This is a genomic window from Pseudomonas sp. MAFF 730105, assembly GCF_055380705.1.
In genome coordinates this window covers 1,695,566-1,715,245 of the sequence record NZ_AP018438.1, presented here as the reverse complement: position 1 = coordinate 1,715,245, position 19,680 = coordinate 1,695,566, and the positions used below count along the sequence as shown (strand labels likewise).

General features: G+C 59.8%; 15 protein-coding genes, 1 tRNA gene and 1 pseudogene. 3 read left to right on the top strand and 14 right to left on the bottom strand.

Annotation, left to right across the window (positions count from 1 at the left end; translation table 11 throughout):
- Nucleotides 1-97: 97 nt before the first annotated feature.
- Nucleotides 98-703: a TetR/AcrR family transcriptional regulator gene (locus PCOSP_RS07720; protein WP_175362519.1), complete on the top strand. Its 606-nt coding sequence runs from the start codon at nt 98-100 to the stop codon at nt 701-703.
- On the opposite strand, the gene PCOSP_RS07715 is transcribed toward PCOSP_RS07720, so the two are convergent.
- The 10 genes and pseudogenes from PCOSP_RS07715 to PCOSP_RS07670 all read right to left on the bottom strand — a co-directional run bounded on the left by PCOSP_RS07715 (nt 682) and on the right by PCOSP_RS07670 (nt 13,833).
- Nucleotides 682-1,452, bottom strand: a complete 771-nt coding sequence (locus tag PCOSP_RS07715) for a phytanoyl-CoA dioxygenase family protein (protein WP_139649639.1) — start codon at nt 1,450-1,452, stop codon at nt 682-684. The two genes, PCOSP_RS07720 and PCOSP_RS07715, sit on opposite strands and share 22 nt — an antisense overlap.
- 13 nt (nt 1,453-1,465) lie before the next feature.
- Nucleotides 1,466-2,245 (bottom strand): methyl-accepting chemotaxis protein, encoded by a 780-nt coding sequence (locus tag PCOSP_RS07710; protein WP_464711893.1) that lies wholly within the window; start codon nt 2,243-2,245, stop codon nt 1,466-1,468.
- A gap of 78 nt (nt 2,246-2,323) precedes the next feature.
- Nucleotides 2,324-3,100 (bottom strand): annotated as a pseudogene (locus PCOSP_RS07705) (HAMP domain-containing protein); the annotation flags it as partial.
- A 119-nt stretch (nt 3,101-3,219) separates the two neighbouring features.
- Nucleotides 3,220-4,842 (bottom strand): hypothetical protein, encoded by a 1,623-nt coding sequence (locus PCOSP_RS07700; RefSeq protein ID WP_464710767.1) that lies wholly within the window; start codon nt 4,840-4,842, stop codon nt 3,220-3,222.
- A gap of 85 nt (nt 4,843-4,927) precedes the next feature.
- Nucleotides 4,928-6,553 (bottom strand): hypothetical protein, encoded by a 1,626-nt coding sequence (locus tag PCOSP_RS07695; protein WP_464710765.1) that lies wholly within the window; start codon nt 6,551-6,553, stop codon nt 4,928-4,930.
- 17 nt (nt 6,554-6,570) lie between these two features.
- Nucleotides 6,571-8,214 carry a hypothetical protein gene (locus PCOSP_RS07690; protein WP_464710764.1) on the bottom strand — a complete coding sequence of 548 codons (1,644 nt, stop codon included), beginning with the start codon at nt 8,212-8,214 and terminating at the stop codon, nt 6,571-6,573.
- A 14-nt stretch (nt 8,215-8,228) separates the two neighbouring features.
- Nucleotides 8,229-10,322 (bottom strand): RCC1 domain-containing protein, encoded by a 2,094-nt coding sequence (locus PCOSP_RS07685; RefSeq protein WP_464710763.1) that lies wholly within the window; start codon nt 10,320-10,322, stop codon nt 8,229-8,231.
- 27 nt (nt 10,323-10,349) lie between these two features.
- The gene (locus PCOSP_RS07680) at nt 10,350-11,270 is read right to left on the bottom strand and encodes an Ig-like domain-containing protein (protein ID WP_464710761.1); all 921 of its coding nucleotides are present in this window, start codon (nt 11,268-11,270) and stop codon (nt 10,350-10,352) included.
- A 71-nt stretch (nt 11,271-11,341) separates the two neighbouring features.
- Nucleotides 11,342-11,716: a hypothetical protein gene (locus PCOSP_RS07675; RefSeq protein WP_464710760.1), complete on the bottom strand. Its 375-nt coding sequence runs from the start codon at nt 11,714-11,716 to the stop codon at nt 11,342-11,344.
- Nucleotides 11,674-13,833: an RCC1 domain-containing protein gene (locus PCOSP_RS07670; RefSeq protein ID WP_464710758.1), complete on the bottom strand. Its 2,160-nt coding sequence runs from the start codon at nt 13,831-13,833 to the stop codon at nt 11,674-11,676. The genes PCOSP_RS07675 and PCOSP_RS07670 overlap by 43 nt, the downstream gene beginning before the upstream one ends.
- Before the next feature lie 294 nt (nt 13,834-14,127).
- On the opposite strand from PCOSP_RS07670, the gene PCOSP_RS07665 reads away from it, so the two are divergent.
- Both PCOSP_RS07665 and PCOSP_RS07660 read left to right on the top strand, forming a co-directional pair.
- A complete protein-coding gene (locus PCOSP_RS07665; RefSeq protein WP_464710757.1) occupies nt 14,128-14,568 on the top strand; it encodes a hypothetical protein in 441 nt (146 codons plus the stop codon).
- A gap of 30 nt (nt 14,569-14,598) precedes the next feature.
- A complete protein-coding gene (locus tag PCOSP_RS07660) occupies nt 14,599-17,529 on the top strand; it encodes a DUF4132 domain-containing protein (protein WP_464710755.1) in 2,931 nt (976 codons plus the stop codon).
- Between the two features lie 118 nt (nt 17,530-17,647).
- On the opposite strand, the gene PCOSP_RS07655 is transcribed toward PCOSP_RS07660, so the two are convergent.
- The 4 genes from PCOSP_RS07655 to purC all read right to left on the bottom strand — a co-directional run bounded on the left by PCOSP_RS07655 (nt 17,648) and on the right by purC (nt 19,680).
- The gene (locus tag PCOSP_RS07655) at nt 17,648-18,157 is read right to left on the bottom strand and encodes a type II toxin-antitoxin system YhaV family toxin (RefSeq protein ID WP_175386888.1); all 510 of its coding nucleotides are present in this window, start codon (nt 18,155-18,157) and stop codon (nt 17,648-17,650) included.
- Nucleotides 18,158-18,159: 2 nt separating this feature from the next.
- Entirely contained in the window at nt 18,160-18,360 is a 201-nt protein-coding gene (locus tag PCOSP_RS07650) for an AbrB/MazE/SpoVT family DNA-binding domain-containing protein (protein WP_139649659.1), read from the bottom strand.
- 433 nt (nt 18,361-18,793) lie between these two features.
- Nucleotides 18,794-18,883: transfer RNA gene (locus PCOSP_RS07645), tRNA-Ser, on the bottom strand.
- 83 nt (nt 18,884-18,966) lie between these two features.
- Entirely contained in the window at nt 18,967-19,680 is a 714-nt protein-coding gene (gene purC, locus PCOSP_RS07640; protein WP_016963914.1) for a phosphoribosylaminoimidazolesuccinocarboxamide synthase, read from the bottom strand.

Below are 19,680 nucleotides of genomic sequence, written 5' to 3'. Positions count from 1 at the left end.
CCAATCAGTATCGAACGATACTGTTTAGTATCATGCAATACCGTGTAGTATTCATGTCAAGCGGAAATCTCAATCCTCGGAGAACACGTTGAAGCTCATTCACCCCGAACGCATCGCGCAATTGCCGCCGCGTGAACGCATCATTGATGCCGCGCATGCGCTGTTTGTCGAACAAGGCATTACCCGGGTGACCGTGGATGCCATCGCCGCCCTCGCCGGCTCGACCAAAATGACCCTGTACCGGCATTTCGAAACCAAGGATGTGCTGGTGCTGGAATGGCTGCGTCTGCTCACCGCCCAGTACAGCCGAGTGCTCGATGACCTCGCGACGCAATGGCCAGGCCAGCCGATCCAGCAACTGCTGGGTTTCAGCCAATTTATCGCGCAGGATCTGGCTCGCGCCGGCTACCGCGGCTGCTCCTTCACCAATTGCCTGGCCGAACTGGCCGACCCCCAGCATCCGGCGCGGCAACTGATCGAGGCGCACAAGCAACGTCAGTTCCAGCGGCTGGTCGCTCTGTGCCAAGAGGCGAAGTTGCCCGACGCCCAAGCCATCGCCTGCGAGCTGACATTCCTGCTTGAAGGGGCCCAGGTTGTCGCCCAGAACAAGGGGGTGAGCAACGTGGCGGAACACCTGTTGCAGATGGTCGAAAAACGCCTTGGGATTGGGGCGCCGGACAGTCAGTCGTACTCGGCTTCCTGATGTTCGCCCAACAGGCGCCGCTGACGAGGTGACGCGGCCGCCAGCACGGCCGGGTTGAATTGCCAGTGCAGGTAAGGCGAAAACTTCTGCGCCACCATGCGTCGGCCATAGTGCACTTGCAGCAGGTAACGCGTGCGGTCGGCAGTCCGGTTGTCGCTGCCGGCATGCCATAACTCGCTGCGCAGCACCAGCACATCGCCAGCCCGACACAACATCGGCTGCGCGGCGTGCCCCAACCACTGGCTTTCACCCGCCACGGGCGCCCGCCCCGCCCGGTGGCTGCCGGGAATCACCCGGGTTGGGCTCAAGTCGGCATCGATGTCATCGAGATAGAACTGCGCGGTACAGATCTGCATGGGCAACTCGAAGGCGGGGTCGGCCAAGAGGCTCGCTGGCAGGGCCATCGGCAGGTAATCCAGGTGCAGCGGCGCCCCGATAAAACCGGGATGACACCGCCAGGCCGTCTGGCCGATGACATGACAATCATCCCCCAAGGCCGCCTCGGCCAGTTCGATCACCCCGTCCACCTCCAGAAATGGCAGCCAGAACGGGTCGCGGTTGAAAACGCATTTGTAATGATCGATGACACCGCTGTAATCCCAGTGCTGGGGTCTGAGCTGGTCGATTGCCTGGCGCAGTGCCCCGACTTGCGCAGCATTCAATACTGCCGGCAGCAGCACGAAACCGTCCTGATGCAGTGCCCGCAGGCGGTCGCGGGTGAGCGCCGCCTGGGACTTGCGGGTAGACACGGCCGTGCCCGACTCAGGTGCGGAAGCGGCCGGTGAGTTCCGCCAGGCTCTTCGACAGATTGGACAGCTGCCGGCTGGCCTGCATGCTCTGGGCGGAGTTCTCTGCCGCTTCGTTGGACAGGTCGCGGATGTCGGAGATGTTGCGGGCAATCTCCTCGGTGACGCTGCTCTGCTCTTCACAGGCGTTGGCAATCTGCGCGGCCATGTCGTTGATCCGCTGTATCGAGCCACTGGTGCCGCTGAGCACCTGATCGACGCCCGCGGCGCGCTCGACGCTGTCGCGAGCCTTGTCGCTGCCGGCCTGCATGGCTTGCACGGCCTTCGCCACGCCGCTCTGCAACCGCTCGATACGCACCTGGATGTCCTTGGTCGAATCCTGGGTACGTGCCGCCAGGGCCCTGACTTCGTCGGCTACGACGGCAAAACCGCGGCCCTGCTCGCCAGCCCGCGCGGCCTCGATGGCAGCGTTCAGTGCCAGCAGGTTGGTCTGTTCGGCGATGCCTCGAATCACCTCGAGGACGGCACCGATGCTGGACGTTTCCTGGGCCAATGCGCCGATGGTGCCCGAGGCGCTCTCCACTTCCTGGGCCAGTTGGCGGATCGAATCCACGGTGCTGCTGACCACCTCGGCGCCATCGCGGGACTGGCTGCTGGCTTGTTTGGCGGCGTCCGAGGCATTCACGGCGCTGTGCGCCACCTCATGCACGGCCGCGCTCATCTGGGTGGCGGCGGTACTGACCTGATCGAGCGCCGCATGTTCGCTGCTGATCAGTTGATCATTGGTCGCGGCCATACTGGCCATGGTGCGGGCCGCGGCATCGACCTCCCCGGTCACCCGGCCCACCTCGGCAATCAGCGGCTGGAGCTTGTCGAGGAAACGGTTGAAAGCACTGCCAAGCTGCCCCAACTCGTCAGCCGACCGCACTTCAAGGCGCCCCTTCAAATCACCGCCGCCCTCGGCAATCTGCTCGACGCGGTGAAGCAATCGACGCATCGGGCGCAACACCACCAGCGGCAGGGCAAAAACCAGCAGGATGCACCCGAGCAGGCCGATCAGCAAAATGCCGCCCTGCTGCCGCCCCACCGCTTCGCCATGGTCGATCGCCGCCTGCCCCTCGTTAAGCGACGCCTGATCTTCCAGCTCGCCCAGCTTGTCGATGGCATCGCGCATGGTGTCGAACCGCTTTTCGCCGTCGCCGAAACTCAGGGCGCTGGCCGCCTGCGGATTGGTCGCGGCCTGCTCGACCACTTGCCGCGACAGCTGTGCCCACTGGGCAAAACTGTCATCGAACTGTTTCACCAGCGCCAGTGCATCGGCCCCCGGCTGCATCGCCGCGTACTTGTGCACGCGATCATAGGCCTGCTTCAGATTCTCGGCATGGCTGGTTCGCAGTGCTTGCACATGATCGCCCGCATTGCCGACAAGCAGGCTGCGCTCGGCCACAAACGCCTGGTAGAGATCCCGGTCGGCATTGAGCAGCAGGCTGATGGCCGGCAGATAACGCTTGGTCAATTCCGTACTGGAGTCAGTCACCTGATCGATGCCACGCACGCCCGACCAGCCCATCAACACCAACAGCAACGCCAGGAAAGCGATTGGCAAGGTGATTTTCCAGCGAAAGCCCAGGTCGGCAAAGAACCGCAGCATGGGAACTACTCCTTTTACGGGGTTTGATTTGCCTATCGGCAGGCATACCTTGAGATATAGACCATTGGTCTAATTGTCACAAAGAAGTGACATGCCCGTTGCGGATTAAACGCAAGCGTCTACTGCCCATGTTCCTCGAACCAGGCCTTCGTGGATTCGGCGCTCATGAGCGACACCGGTGGGGGACAACTGTCATCCAGGCACTGGTCATCGGGTATGAAGGTAAATATCTGACCGTCGGTGGCGTCCAATCGCAGGTGCACGATCGGCCAGAAACGCCCCGTTGTCTTGAAATAGTCATCCTGGATATAACGGGCTCCCGCGCGCCCATCCCCCGGGTTGTATGCCACCCCATAGAACAAGGCATCGATCGGCAGGCGCTCGGGAATGCGCTGCTCCCATGGGACCAGAACGAACTCGTTCCAATGGTAAGGCGGATGGGCATATGTATTGCGAAGGTCGAGCAGCACCTGAACCATATGCACCGAAGGGAGGAAACTGCAGGAGTTATAGGGCGTCGTGGAATACCAGTACAGCCAGCTTTCCACGCTGTCGACTCCCAGGGTCGTGCATTCCATGCGCCCGGTACAGGCCTCGTTCAGCGCGCCCGTGTAACCATCGAATGGATAGAGGCAGCGCACCGTCAGTGGATTAGACGTCGGCGCGTCCAGCGCCTTGAACAATAAACCTTGAGGCCAAGCCGGCAACGACATCGCGGCGTCGGCCCGAACATAACTGGCGGAGACACCATTGATGCTTTCCGATCGGGGACTGGGGTTCCATGATTGAAACGCGGAGGTCGACTCAGTCCCTCTCAATACCACCCCATTGCAATAGAACGGCGCGCGCCCATCCGGACAGGTGGTGGCCGTATCGAAATAACGCGCATTCAACCGCTGGGCCACTTCATAACCGACATACAACTGATCCTGCAGATTGAAACCGAACACGATCCCCTCGGCGCCCGCCAGATCCAATCGCAGAATCGGCAGCCATTGACCCGTAGCCGCGTGATAGTCGCGCTGGTTGCGTTGGGCCACCCGCAGTCCGCCGGACCGGGATGTGTCGTAGAACAATGCTTGCACGGGCACCTGCCCCGGCACCTCGGCGTTCCAGTTACGGATCTGCAATTGGTTGGGCTGGGTCACCCAACTGCCGCCCAATTGCTCATGGGCCAACAGGCTGGCACGAAACTGCGCCGCGATCCGGCTGCTCAGCGAGCATTGCAAAGCCGGTTGCTGGCCTTGCTGCTGGAAGTGCGTCAACCAGCCCGCCGCATCACTCACGCCCAATGCCGCGCAGGACCCCGGATCATCCGCCGTACCTCCGGTTCCGCATCCATAATTGCCTTGAATCGACGCCACCAGCGGATAGGCGCAGAGCACGTCCACCGATTTGCCCTGGCTGATGGCCGTGAACGGATCACTGAAGACCATGCCGCTGTCCTGGGTCAGGCTACGGATGCCCTGGTCGCTGCGAAGATAGGAGAAACTGCGGGCGCCCAGGGCGATGGCGCTGTCCGTATGTTCCCAGAACCGGATCGGCAATCCACTCATCAGGCCACTGACCAGCACGCCGCTACAGAAATACGCGGCCTGGTTGCCGGGGCACGCCTGAGGGGTGTTGCTATAGCGGGTATTGAGCAACTGAGCGACTTCCGGTCCGGTTGCTGCGTGGGCCGTTACTCCCAACAGGATCAAGACCAGATACAGGAACTTGCCAAACAGAAGACGCCGTTTCATGAAACCTCCTTGGCACAGGATTCATAAAGTCATGCAAAGCCCTGAACAGGGACAGGTGGGATCGCGACTGAATGAAGCGACGTTGCTATGGGTCTAGATACCGTTCCAGTTTCGGACCAAAGCGCTGTCTACCCATGACCGCTACCCGAGGTGCCGGGCAACTGCTCTCCAGGCATTGATCTTCGGGAGTGAACCTGAATACCTGGCCATCCGGTGCGTCCAGGCGCAATTCGACGATGGGTAAGAATCGCCCCGTTGCCTTGAAATAATCATCCTGCAGGTAACGAGAACCCACGGGACCGTCGCCAGGAAAAAGCGCCTCGCCATAGAACACGGCATCGATCGGTAATTGCTCGGGAATGTCTTGCGGCCAGGTCCTGACCATGAATTCGTTCCAATCCCAGTCTCCCAGACGTACACGAATGTCGAGCGTCAGCTGGATCTGCTCCGGGGTCGTTGAAAAACTGCAGGATACGTAGGGATTGCCGGCATAACGGGCCATCCAGATATCTACATTGTCGATACCCATTTGCAGACAGACGCCATGGGATGAACACGCCTCCGCCAGGTTGGAGGTTCCGGCATCGACAGGGTAAGCGCAGCCCATGGTCAATGGATAAGCGGCGGGGGCCGACCATTCCTTGAAGATAAATCCCTGACGCCAGACCGGTTTCAGGACTTGTGAATCGACCCTGATAAAGGTGGTGGATACCCCATTGTTGCCCTGGGAGATGGGACTGGGATTCCAGGATCGGTAGGCCTCGGTTGCATCAGTCCCTCTCAATACCACTCCATTGCAATAAAACGAAGCTCTATTCCCCGGACAGACAGTTGCCGTATCGAAATAACGGGCATTCAACCGCTGGGCCACTTCGTAACCGACATACAACTGATCCTGCAAATTGAAACCGAACACGCCCCCCTCGGCGCCCGCCAGATCCAATCGCAGAATCGGCAGCCATTGCCCCGTAGCCGCGTGATAGTCGCGCTGGTTGCGTTGGGCCACCCGCAGTCCGCCGGACCGGGATGTGTCGTAGAACAATGCTTGCACGGGCACCTGCCCCGGCACCTCGGCGTTCCAGTTACGGATCTGCAACTGGTTGGGCTGGGTCACCCAACTGCCGCCCAATTGCTCATGGGCCAACAGGCTGGCACGAAACTGCGCCGCGATCCGGCTGCTCAGCGAGCATTGCAAAGCCGGTTGCTGGCCTTGCTGCTGGAAGTGCGTCAACCAGCCCGCCGCATCAATCACGCCCAATGCCGCGCAGGACCCCGGATCATCCGCCGTACCTCCGGTTCCGCATCCATAATTGCCTTGAATCGACGCCACCAGCGGATAGGCGCAGAGCACGTCCACCGATTTGCCCTGGCTGATGGCCGTGAACGGATCACTGAAGACCATGCCGCTGTCCTGGGTCAGGCTACGGATGCCCTGATCGCTGCGAAGATAGGAGAAACTGCGGGCGCCCAGGGCGATGGCGCTGTCCGTATGTTCCCAGAACCGGATCGGCAATCCACTCATCAGGCCACTGACCAGCACGCCGCTACAGAAATACGCGGCCTGGTTGCCGGGGCACACCTGCGGGGTGCTGCTATAGCGGGTATTGAGCAACTGAGCGACTTCCGGTCCCGTGACGGCCTGGGCCGTCAATACAAACAGGAACGCTATCAGAGTCAGGATCTTGCCAGGCCAGAATGAAGGCGTTTGCATCGCGGCCGTCCGTGTAGTCATTGTCCGTGCTCGCGAAACCAGGACTCCATACTCTGGACTCCCGCAGCTTGTGGGGGAGGTGGACAACTGTCAGCCAGGCACTGGTCATCCGGTGTAAAGCTGAATACCAGGTCATCCGTTGCCCTCAGGTCCAATTGCACAATGGGCCAGAAGCGCCCCGTCATCTTGAAATAGTCATCCTGGAGATACCGCGCACCGGCCAAACTATTATTGGGGTAATAGGCCTCGTGGCTGTAAAAAACCGCATCGATCGGTAACTGCTCGGGAATATCCTGCGGCCAGGTCAACAAGATGAATTCGTTCCAATCGTAAGGTGGCATCGTAGCTGTCTTGCGCACCTCCATCAGCAATTGAAGGCCATCGGCCGTGGGGGCAAAACTGCAGGATTCGTAGGGTCGCGCTTGATATAGCTGCATCCAGGTTTCTAGGCTGTTGACCCCCAAGTCGGCACAGCGGCCATAACCCGCGCAGGGATCAGGCATCAGCCCTGTGTGGCCATCGTACGGATAACCACAACGCAAGGTCGTAGGATGGATCGCCGGAGCGGCGACTTCCTTGAAGAGAAAACCTTGGGGCCAGACAGGCCGTGGCACCCGGGAATCCGCGCGTAAGAACGTGGTGGAAACACCACCGTTGGCGATGGAGTAATGGCTGGGGTTCCATGAGTGATAAAGCGCGGTGGCATCGGTTCCTCTCAATAGGACGCCATTGCAATAGAATGAGGGCCGGCCATCCGCACACGTGATCGCCGTATCGAAGTAACGGGCGCTGAGTCGCCGGGCGACTTCATAACCGAGATACAACTGATCCTGCAAATTGAAGCCGAACACGGCGCCATCGACGCCCGCCAGGTCCAGTCGCAGAATCGGCAGCCATTGGCCTGTAGCCGCGTGATAGTCGCGCTGGTTATGCTGGGCCACGCGCAATCCACCAGGCCGGGTCGTGTCGTAGAACAACGCCTGCACAGGTACCTGTGCCGGAGCCTGGGCATCCCAGTTGCGGATCTGCACCTGATTGGGCTGGGTCACCCAACTGCCGCCCAATTGCTCATGGGCCAACAGGCTGGCACGAAACTGCGTCGCGATCCGGCTGCTCAGCGAGCATTGCAAAGCCGGTTGCTGGCCTTGCTGCTGGAAGTGCGTCAACCAGCCCGCCGCATCGCTCACGCCCAACGCCGCGCAAGAACCGGGGTCGTCCAGAGAGCCTCCAGTTCCACATCCATAATTGCCGTGAATCGAAGTCACCAGCGGATAGGCACACAACACATCCAGCGATTTTCCCTGGCTGATGGCCGTGAACGGATCGCTGAACACCATGCCGCCGTCCTGCGTCAGGCTGCGGATGCCCTGGTCGCGGCGCAGGTAGGAAAAACTGCGGGCACCCAGGGCAATGGCGTTGTCGGTATGCTCCCAGAACCTGATCGGCAATCCACCCATCAGGCCACTGACCAGCACTCCGCTGCAGAAATAGGCCGCATGGTTGCCGGGGCACGCCTGCGGGGTGCTGCTATAGCGGGTATTGAGCAACTGAGCGACTTCCGGCCCGGTTACGGCCTGGACCATCGAGCACTGCAGTAGCAATAACAACAGCAGGGGCTTGACCACCCGACGGACTATTCCAAAGCGCAAGCAAGCGTTCATGATCGGGCCTCCTGTCACACGGATTCCGACCTGGACCGATAGTAGGAAACCCGACCCTGGAGCAATGACTGAACGGCTTCACTGTCACCGCCACCCGCGGCATGCCCCCACGTCACCATTCGGCCATCGGCGGTCAAGGCAGTAAACCCATGGGAGTTGCCATAGATTGCCCGGACATTGACCAGCACTCCGGCCACCGGTCCCACATTCCCACCGACGGTGACGTCCCCCCAAGCCACGACGCTGCCATCGTTACGCAGAGCGGCGAAAGCTTTGGAGGATCCTGTGACCTGGACGATGTCATTCATCCGGGCAATCTCATCGCTGACCTCTCCTCCGGTCTCCACGGTTCCCCAGGCCACCACATGACCATTTTTCCGACGTGCGACAAAAGACTGCCAATTGGAGGTCACTTCGACGATATCGTCCAGATCCTGAATCAGCTCCGGCAGCACGCCACCGTGTGTCGCGGCCCCCCAGGCGATGACATGTCCGCTGGCACACCGAGCGACGAAGGCTTGTGCAGTGGCGCAACTGAGTTCAATGACATCATCGCGATAGGCAATTTCTTGCGGTAGCGTTCCGCCTTGCTCAGCGCCACCCCAGGCAACCAGCCGATGATTGCCACGCAAGGCAGCGAACGCCGCATAATTTCCGATCACCTCTTCGACGTCGTCCAGTTGCCCGATGTCTTCGCCCAGCTCGCCGCCATTGGCCACGGCTCCCCAGGCCAGCACTTGCCTCGTGCTGCGCAGGGCCGCAAAAGCCAACGAGCCGCCACACACCTTGACGATATCGCTGCATTCCTCGACAGGCTCTGGCAGCAGACCACCGCTGGCCGCATCGCCCCAGGCCGCCAACTGCCCGCCGTCCCTTATGCCGGCAAAGGCTGCGCCATTACCCACTACCTGGGTGAATCCGGTTCTCGGCACACCGCCCATAGTCGCCCCATGGGTCGTCATCCCCCAGGTCACTACATTGCCATTGACACGGCGCGCGGCGTAAGCGCCCATCGTGGCACTCACCTCGGCGATATCATCCATGCTGATAATGGTCGCCGGGATCTTCGCACCCTCGGCGTCATTGCCCCAGCCCACCAGATCGCCGATGTCCCGACGGGCAATAAAGGCCGCATCGCCGGTGAGCACGCCATCGAGGCCACTACCGAAGATATTTCCCGGGTTCAAAGTGACCTGATAATCGGTGGAACGTACATGCAAGGGCCTGGAAGAGTCGCGGTCCTGAAAAGTCGTGCCGGCCACCCAACCATCGTCGCCCTCGTATTGCCACTGCACCAGGACGGGCCGTCCGGTCGACGTCTGGAACGCACTCAACCGCCGCGAACATCCCGAACATCGATACAGGCCACGGTTATAACGTGCCCCCATGACCCGTATCTCACCGGAGCCGATATCGCGCTTGACCTCGTACCGGGCCTCGGGGCCCGGCTCGCCTCCGTTGACGGTATAGGTCAGCACGATGGAGCGGCCTTCGTTGGCACTGATCACCGTGTAGGGAATATCGATGTACAGTGCGCCTCCCGCCTCGCTCGGCAACACTGAATGCGTTAATACAGTGCTGCCCGTGCCCGCCGCTCCCGCCAGGGTTACCTGAACCACATCAGCGGATTTCAACCAGGCTTCGGGAGCGATCCGCAGCGTCGCACCGCTGGACAGATCCTCCGGATTCAACTGATCGCCCTTGGCCTGAACGATGATGGGCATCGGCAACGGCAGTTTGGCGATTCGCAAGCCGAAGTCCTCGGACTGCTCATTATCGCCTCCGGCGAGGTGTTCCACTTCGTAAGTCAGGGTCACGGCCAGTTCCAGAAACCGCCGGACCTGCGCCTGGGGCACGATGAAAAACAAAGGTTTGCCTATATCGTTACGCGAATAAGGCTTCTCATCGGTGTATGCCGTCACACCCCCCGCCGTATCTGCCCAGGTAAACCACACAGTGTCGCCTTCGATCAGGCCATCCCGGGGTACAGTCACCTGGGCGCCCTGCGGAACCGACTCGGGATCGAGCACAGCGTTCTGCTCCATCCCCATCACAGAAGGGGGCGGCAGCAAAGCGCCTTGCCTGGCGTCGGCATGGATATCGTTCATGGCAAAAAACTCCTCTGAGGCGAGTCTTCAAGACGTACCGCGCGAAGCGCCCAGAACGGGCAGGAAGGTATCGGTGGTCAATGCCGTGGCATTGGCGTTGACATCCCCGCCATTCAGGTCATAGGCCCAGGCAGTACCGGCGCCCAATGTGTCGCCGGTCCAGAATGGATAATTCAGCCAGCCCAGGTACTGCGCCACGGGGCCGTTACCGGCGGAATACAAGGACCAAAGTCGCTTGATGTCCACCAGGGTGACCGGGTCCAGGCTGGCGCTGGCGCAGACCCGGACCATCCCCTGCCAGTCAGCACCAGAACTCAAGTAATACAGTTGCCGGATACCCGAGATCGTCAGCGAATAGGCACGCGGTTGATTCAGGCTGTCGGTGGCCGTGATCGTGCATTGGCCATTGCCCCTGGCGGTCACTTCACCTGTCTGGGGATCGACATCGGCCACATAGTCGTCGCTGCTGGCATAGCGATAAGGCGGGCTGCCCCAGGTTGCTTCCCGTGTCATCCGGGCATAGGCCGGTACCGTCAATGGGGCTTTGTCGGCGACGGCGACATAGTGATGCTCGCTGAGATCGAGTTCCGCCGCGTCCCCGAACCCCACCGCGATTTGCAGCGGCAACTCATCCGAGGGCTGCGTGCTGCCATCGAGCATCAACACCTCATAACGGATGGGCACGCCCCCCTCGGCGTCGGCAACGAAATATTCAGCGTCGACGTAGAACACCACGTCCTTGATGTTCGTTCCGACCGGCAGCTCGTTCTCATAGTCGGGCCCGACAAACACGAACACTCTCTGCCAGTTGACGTCGGCGGCATCACGCCTGATCCGGACACGAGCCCCGTCCGGTGGGATATCGACAGGATCCAGGACGCCGTCGGGCGCTTCATCCACGGAGGGAGGCGGTAGGTTTACCACACGCTGGCCAGGGGTATCGGACATGGTGACACCTCGCAAAGACAGGAAGCCAGGCGCCCAGAGACGCCTGCTCGGATAAGCACGGAATATTCGGTTTACGAACCTACAGACGCATGCTCGGCCTGCGCCGCCAGCACCCTCGGTGCCGGTGGCGAGCGATAGTAGGACACGTTGCCCCGCAACTGTCCGTACACCGAATCGTTGTTGCCACCGCCAGTCGCATGTCCCCAGGCAACCACATCGCCACTGGCCGTCAACGCGACAAAGCCATGGGAATTGGCATAAAGGGCCTGAACATTGACCAGTCGTTGGGACGTGGCGCCGGGAATCGTTCCACCCACCACCGGATTACCCCAGGCAACGACGGTGCCGTCACTGCGCAACGCCGCAAACGCCTCGGAACTGCCGGCGATCTGTACGACCCCCGTCAACCCCGCCGGAGCGACGCCCCCTCGTTGGGTCGTCCCCATGCGTCTACGGAACCATCACCACGACGCGCGGCAAACGCCCGCCATGTGCTGACCACTTCGACAACACCGCTATTGGGCTGCGGCGCGCCGCCTCCGCCATATTCCACCGAGCCCCAGCTCACCACCTGCTGGTTGGTATTCAGAACACAGAACGCCTGGGCATTGGCGCAAGCAAGCTGGGCGACTCCGGACAGCCCGCCAGGTAAGCTACCGCCGTAGGCGGGATTGCCCCAGGCCTCCACTCTGCCGCCGGTACGCAGGGCTGCGAAGGCCGCGAAAGAGCCTATGATGTCCACCACGTCATTAAGCCCTGGAGGAGCCGTTTCACCGTAACCGGCAATCCCCCAGGCCGCGACCGGATTGTTCAGACGACGGACCGCGAAAGCCTGGGAAGTGGCATAGACATTAGAGATATCGAGGTAGCTATTGATCGGTGCCGGCACCAGATCGTTGTCCCGGTTCGCCCCCCAGGCCACGACGCTGCCGTTGGTCTTGCGACCGCCGAAGGCGTTGCCATTGCCGACGATCTCGGCAAAGCCTGCAGCCGATACGCTTCCCATCCGACCACCTGCGGTCGGATCGCCCCAGACCCGCACCGTGCCCGAGCGGTCAACGGCCGCATAGGCGCTCTGGGTACAGCTCACATCGACGATATTGTTCAAAAGCGGAGCCGCGCCACCAAACGCCGGGTTTCCCCAACTCACCACATCGCCCCGATCGAGCAGGGCAGCAAAAGCCGCGCCGCCCTCGGTCAAGGTATCGACCCCATTGCCGAAGATATTCGCCGGGTTCAGCATCGCTTCCTGACTGCTCGAACGGACCTGCAACACCTTGGACGGCTGGATGTCGCGCCAAGTGGTAGCCGGCGCGCTCCAGGTGGGCTCATCCGCATACTTCCATTCAACCGCCAGCGGCTGCTGCGTGTTGGCATGCAAAGCACTTAACAACCTGGAGCATCCTGAAGCCCGGTAGGTTGTGCGGTTGAAACGGGCACCCATGATCTTGAAGGGCTCCAGGACCACCGGTACGCCAACATGCATATTGAACGGCAGGGATGGCCCGGTGAGGGTTCCATTGCGATTGCGGGTATAGGTGACGGTCACGTCCGTGTTGATAAATCGCTGGACGTCCGTCGATGGAATCAAGAAGCGCAGGTAATTATTAGGCAGGTCATTCCCTGTGTAGGGTTTTTCTACAGAATCATATCGGGCGACCACACCGTTTTTATCCGTCCAGGTCACCACGATCCCATCGCCGACCAGCAATGCGTCCCCCGGGACCCGGGTCCAGACCTGCACGATCAGCGAGGGATCCAGCGTACCGCCTTCAGCCACACCCTCCACGAGGGGAGCGGGCAGGTCCTGATCGGGTAGGCCGAGATGAATGTCCAGGCGCTTGACCGACGACCGGCTGAAGTTACCCAATTGATCGAACACCAGAAACTCCACCAGCGTGTTGGGATTGTCGCCCGCCTGTTGGAATGTGTCGGTGAACAGGGTGTTCACTTCCGGTATCGAGGCGTCGGCAATCTCCCACTCAACGGTGGCATTGCCCAGCAGGAAACGAATACGGTCGTAGTCACGGCGGTTGCTGTAGTTGAAACCGAATGCCACCCCTTGGGCCGCTCGCTCGGCGTTGACGCCATTGCTGACGACGTCGGGAGGAATCACCAGGTCCAGTCCATCGGGCGCCGGCTCACCGGGAGCCCGCAGGTGATAAAGCACGTTCAAATCCCTGGAGTTATCGAAGTCCCCACTCGGGCGGGTCGCTATGTAGTACAGCCGGTTGACGCCATTGAGCAACCGTCCCTGGGGCACATACAAACGCATGCGCAGTTGTTCCTCTCCCGGATTGACGGTGCCGCCTGCCACCGGAGTGGGATCGGCATTGACATACAAGTCGACACGATCGCCTTCCGCCATTGTCCAGCCACGACGCTGAAGCTCGTTCCACGGATCGATCAGGCACTCAAGGCCCCGGGGTTGGTCGTCGTAGAGACTTTTCGGAATGCCGCCATGAGCGAGATCGGGCGGTTTGATTGGAGACACCCAACCCGGAACGATCACAGGGTATAGTTCGAACAAATCGTTCAATGTGCTGGATTGGATATCCATCATGATCTCCTGGTGAGTGGCAGGCCGTTATCCTCTCGGGACGCCGTTATCACACTCCAGACCGGGGAGACTGGCTACTGTCAGAACTAACAGGTGTGGGGATATTCAGGACAAATGGTCGGTTGAATGGCTCATGGCTGTCATCGAGTTGAGCAAATCGTTGGCGAATCGGGCGCTGGATAACGTTGATCCGCGCTAGGGTTCGCTCCCTCACCACGGACCCACTCCAACTTTAGGCACACTGACCGCAAGATGCTAAGCTGCTGCCCGGCTGGCCTGGCTTGCGAGAGGTACCTCATGGAATTGGTGGTTCATAGCTATTGCCTGAAAGGCGCACGTCAGGAGCCTCTGCTTCCCCCCGTCACCCTGACACCGACCTCGTCGCCCCTGACGGTCGCCGAGCTCATTCGCCTCACCGTTGCCGAACAGATTGCCACGCTGTCGGTCCAGCACTGGCTGGAACAGGCGTCCGTACGCGAGGTGCTTGATCGCCAGTACCTGAGCGAGCGGGACATCCGCCAGCAAGCGAGTGAAGGCGCAATCCTCATGCCGCAAGCCAAGGCATTCCCCCAACTGGACCTCGACGTCGAGATCGAGCGCGCCTTGAAGGGCTTTGAAACCCTCGCATTCCGCATCCTGCACAATGGCCTCATGCTGCAGAACCTGGATGACCTCATCGATTTGAGTCCCCCTTCCACGATTGCGTTTATCCGTCTGATGCCGCTGGTTGGCGGTTGATTCCTGTCGTTCATTTCTTCGGAACCCCTCATGCAATCACGTCGTCCTGTGCCCGACCAAGCCATACGCCTCGCTGCACTGGGAGCCTTCTGTGACAGCGCATTGGATACCTATCCCGAACTCAGTCGCCATGACGAATGCGAGCTCGATTTCTGGGATGGCATCGACTTCCTGCGCATTGCCAACGACTGGGTCAGGCAGCAGCCAGAGGAAGGCGCCAGGGCACTGGCCGACGGTTTTGTGTTCCCGACCGTCTGGGATGACTTGAAAGACCGCCGCGACCAACAGCGCTACGGCCTGCAATATCGCATCTGCGATGCGTGGATCACTGCTTACCCCGATGCTTACGCACTGGAGCAGATCGGTGCACGGCTGCAACACATGCTGCAATTTGCTTTCGAGGACAGCGACTATCCACTGCCCACCGGTGACGACGATCCTGCCTATTACCAAAGACGTCCGGAACACGCCTGGGCCTTTCCCGATGTGTCGGACTGCATCAACCGCCTGAGCAACTACCCGCCCACTCCGGCCTGGCAGACGTTCGCCGAATGGTTGCTGGACGGCAGCTGGAACCGTGTGCAGCCACCTTCCCCGCCTGATGAAGAGCAAAGGAGAGTCGCCGACGCGTATACCTACGTGCACAAGGACATCGAGCGCATTGCTTTGGGCCTGATGGAAGCTGGCCAGTTCGATTACCCTCGCTTCGTCCGGGCAGCCAACACCTGGGGGCGCGCCATGATGTTCTATACAGACGACACGGGGCTCGACAGCGATGACCTGGAACTGAATCGGTACGCTGGTGAAACGTTCGACGAGGACGCCCCAGATGACGGGGCCCCTGAGGACGAGGGATTCAAGGCGGAACAACCTCAAAGTGAACATCCCCTGATTGAAGGGTCGGCCGACGTGCCACCCGAACTGGCGAATTTCACCGTTCGTTATGTCGAGGACGCCCTGGCCGGATTACCCGATAATGCCGAGAAGCTGGCCGACACCTTCCGTTCGGTGGAGGTCTATCAGACCCGCTGGGTGCTGCTGGCCCTGGCGGTCATCGAACGGCTGGGCATGACACCTGACACCTTTCATGACAGCTTCGGCAATACGGCCGCGGTGCTCGAACGTTTCCTGTCGCTCCAGGCATTGCCCAGAGAGCAATCGGCAGAGCTGCTCGCGTCGCTGGCCGGTTTTTCAAGAAATACCCTGCTGACCGCCCTGCCCTACGCCGGGCACGCCAGCCGAGTGGTACTCGACGCGCTCGGCTGGGGTGATCTGCAAGCCTTCCAGCGTGAATACCTGAACATCGCCCTCGCACCTCAGTCCGGTTGGGGCAGCGACCTGCCCAATACGTTGGATGCAACCGTGGGTGTGGTGGACCGCTACCTGCTGGACAAGGCGCTGACGGAAGCCGACCCGGAGCACTTGCGCGAATACCTCGCCGTACTCGCCCCCTCGCACTGGGCGTTTCCCGAAACCCGCGTGCTGCTCGACGCCTATCAAGGTATCGGACGACCCGCACTGGAAAAGAAGTTGACCCGCCACGCTCAGCCGGCAATGCGCATCTATGGGTTATTCCCTGTCACGCATTCGGACGACGTACGCCAGCGCTACCTGACGCTCAAGAAATTGCACAAGGAGGTGCGTAAATACGGCCCCCAACGACAGGCAAACTCCCACGCGGCGATTCAGGCGGGGCTGGAAAACCTGGCGCGTGTGGCCGGTTATCCCTCGGCGATTCGCCTGGAATGGGCCATGGAATCGGAGATCGCCGAATCCGCCCTGACAGCCGCCACCGTCGAGGGCTATGACGTCACGCTGGTGATCGACGGCTTGTCGCCCACGTTGCGCATCTGCAAAGCCGGAAAGACGCTCAAGAGCGCACCGCCGGCGATTCGCAAAAACGCTGACTTCGTCGCCCTCAAAGCCCAGCAGACCCAACTCCAGGAACAGATCGCACGCTTCTGCCGCACCCTGGAAACGATGATGAGCAGCGGCGAAACCCTGACCCTGGATGTCCTGAAAACCCTGCTGAGGATGCCCGCCGTTCGCCTGCTGCTGGAACAGCTGATCGTGCAAGCCGATGACGCGGTGCTGGGCTGGCTCGACAGCGCAACACTGACGGTGACCGACCTTGAGGGCCGTCAATACGCCATTGAACAGAACCTGCGCATTGCTCACCCTTTTCATCTGTTCACCGCAGGACAACTGTCGGCCTGGCAGAAAGAAGTCGTCAGCCGTCGCCGCGTACAGCCGTTCAAGCAGGCCTTTCGCGAGCTGTATCTGCTGACCCCCGCCGAGCGCAGTACGCGCTTGTGGTCCAATCGATTTGTCGGCCACCGCCTGAGAGGCAAAGTAGCCGCGCGATTGCTGCAGGTCCGCAACTGGTCGACCTCAAGCGTCGACGATATCTATTACGAGAGCAAGGAACACGGCATCCACGCCACGTTCAACTTTCTGGATACCGGTCACTACCTGTCAGAAACGGAACACTTCACTTTCGACACGATTGCGTTCTATCGCGACCAGAAAGCGCTGCCGCTTGAACAGGTACCGCCCCTGCTGTTTTCGGAAGTCATGCGTGATGCCGACCTGCTGGTTTCCGTGGCCCACGCCGCGGACGGCTACAGCACCAGTCACGAAACCCTGCAGCGACGCGCCGAACTGATCGACGAACTGATTCAGGGGCTGGGACTGCAAAACGTCAAATGTGAGGGTCATTTCCTGCACATTACCGGCCAGCGCGCGAACTACCGCATTCATCTGGGCAGCGCAGCCATCCATATCGAACCCGGTAACTACCTGTGCATCGTCCCTGCCGGCGCCAGCGCTCCCAAGCTCTACCTGCCGTTCGCCGATACCGACCGGAAAATGACCGAAGTGCTGAGCAAGATGTTTTTGCTGCAAGACGACATGAACATCACTGACAGCCAGATATTGGAGCAGATACAGCGGGGGAGCTGATGGCGGGCTTTGTTCGGTAAATGCCCCGGCATCGGTTGCCGACTGAGCAGCTCTGAACCAAACGCCTGAAACGAAAAAGCCCAGCGGCGTAGCTGGGCCTTATAAGCAGCGAACGGCTTTATTCTTCTTCTGTCCCCGTCGTAGAACTTCCGTATTCCAAGACTTCGCAAGCAGCTATCAGGTCTGTGTAGGAGTTCGGCATTTTCCCGTTTAGGAGCATTGCGGTAAAAACTGCATACACATCATTTTTGTCGCCATCCTTCCTCAGCGTTTTCTCATCATTGAGCCACGCGTAAATAATAGTCTTCGGGGCCTCGGATCTGAACTGAAAAAACAAGCGATACCGTGGAGGCATCCCTTGCTTCTTTACTCGAAACCAGTGCTTGAAATCCCGCCCCAGCGTTTTACCTTGGCGATAGCAGGTATGGGTTGGATCAGACGGAACATTTATGAGGATATTCGCGCTCACTGCATCGAACAACTTATAAACCGGATGATGGTGAAAGCCTTCCGGGTCATTAGCTATAACCCGCTCGACGGAGACGGTGATCTCCTCGAGACGCGCAATGAATAATGGGTGAGCATAGAGTGCCCACCCATTTTCGATATGAATCGTGCTTTCGGTCACGCTTAGCCTTCTTGCAGCTCGCGACGACGATTATCATCTGCCTGATTGCGAATAGCTTGGATTCGCTGCAACAGACCGCGAGGGATAGGCTGGATATCCTCAGGATTTTCCTTGATATCCCTATCAAGCAGATCAAGAAATTCGATACCTGCTTGGATCTCCGCCTTTCTTTCGGTAAACGAGACGACATTGCCTTTAGACATGACTTCTCTCCATCGCAAAATTTTTCCTGCAGTGTTAGCAGGACGTAGCCTGTACCCATCATAGTGAGCACAGCCCTATAGGGCTTCTCCGTGCCCTCTGTAGGATCACTGTAGATCACTATGGTTCAGGAGGAATGCATTTAACACTATCAAAGCCGAATAAAGGAAGCATGATGATGTAACAAAAAGGCGAGACTGATGGATGACCAGACAAAAGGAAAACTCATATCAGACTTAAGCCAGCCCGCGCCCTGTGTCGTCATGAGATCCCCTACGATGGATCTGGGCTCTCCAGACCTCGTCGCGCTATTCGTAGTAGCCGATGCGTCGATAATGACGTGAGCATGGGGGAATGACATCAGCATCCATTCCCCAAAAATCCCCCCAAACAAAAAACCCCGAGGCGGCTAAGCACTCGGGGCTTTTCTATATATGGCGGAGAGATAGGGATTTGAACCCTAGGTACTGTCGCCAGTACAACGGATTTCGAATCCGTCCCGTTCGGCCACTCCGGCATCTCTCCAGTGGCGCGCATCATACCAGCACATTCGCCGGAAGCGAACCCCCGAGCGAATTTTTTTCCGTGCTATCAGATGCTTGCGTCGATTACAGCGGCACACCCAGGCGTTGGGCGACTTCTTCGTAGGCTTCGATGACGTCACCGAGGCCCTGGCGGAAGCGGTCCTTGTCCATCTTCTTCTTGGTGGCCTTGTCCCAGAGACGGCAGCCGTCCGGGCTGAATTCGTCGCCCAGGACAATGGAGCCATCGCTGAACACGCCGAACTCAAGCTTGAAGTCCACCAGCAGCAGGCCGGCGTCGTCGAACAGCTTGCTCAGCACTTCGTTGACCTTGAGGGACAGCTCCTTCATGCGCGCCAGTTGCTCGGCGGTGCCCCAGCCGAATGCCACGACGTGGGATTCGTTGATGAACGGGTCGCCCTTGGCGTCGTCCTTCAGGAACAGCTCGAAGGTGTAAGGATTGAGCTTCATGCCCTCCTCCACACCCAGGCGCTTGACCAGGCTGCCGGCGGCGTAGTTACGCACGACGCATTCCACCGGGATCATGTCCAGTTTCTTGACCAGGCATTCGTTGTCGCCCAGCAGCTTGTCGAACTGGGTCGGCACGCCGGCGGCTTCGAGTTTCTGCATGATGAAGGCGTTGAACTTGTTGTTCACCATGCCCTTGCGGTCCAGCTGTTCGATGCGCTTGCCGTCGAACGCCGAGGTGTCGTTGCGAAACAGCAGGATCAAGCGGTCAGCGTCGTCGGTCTTGTAAACCGATTTGGCTTTGCCGCGGTAGAGTTCTTCACGTTTTTCCAT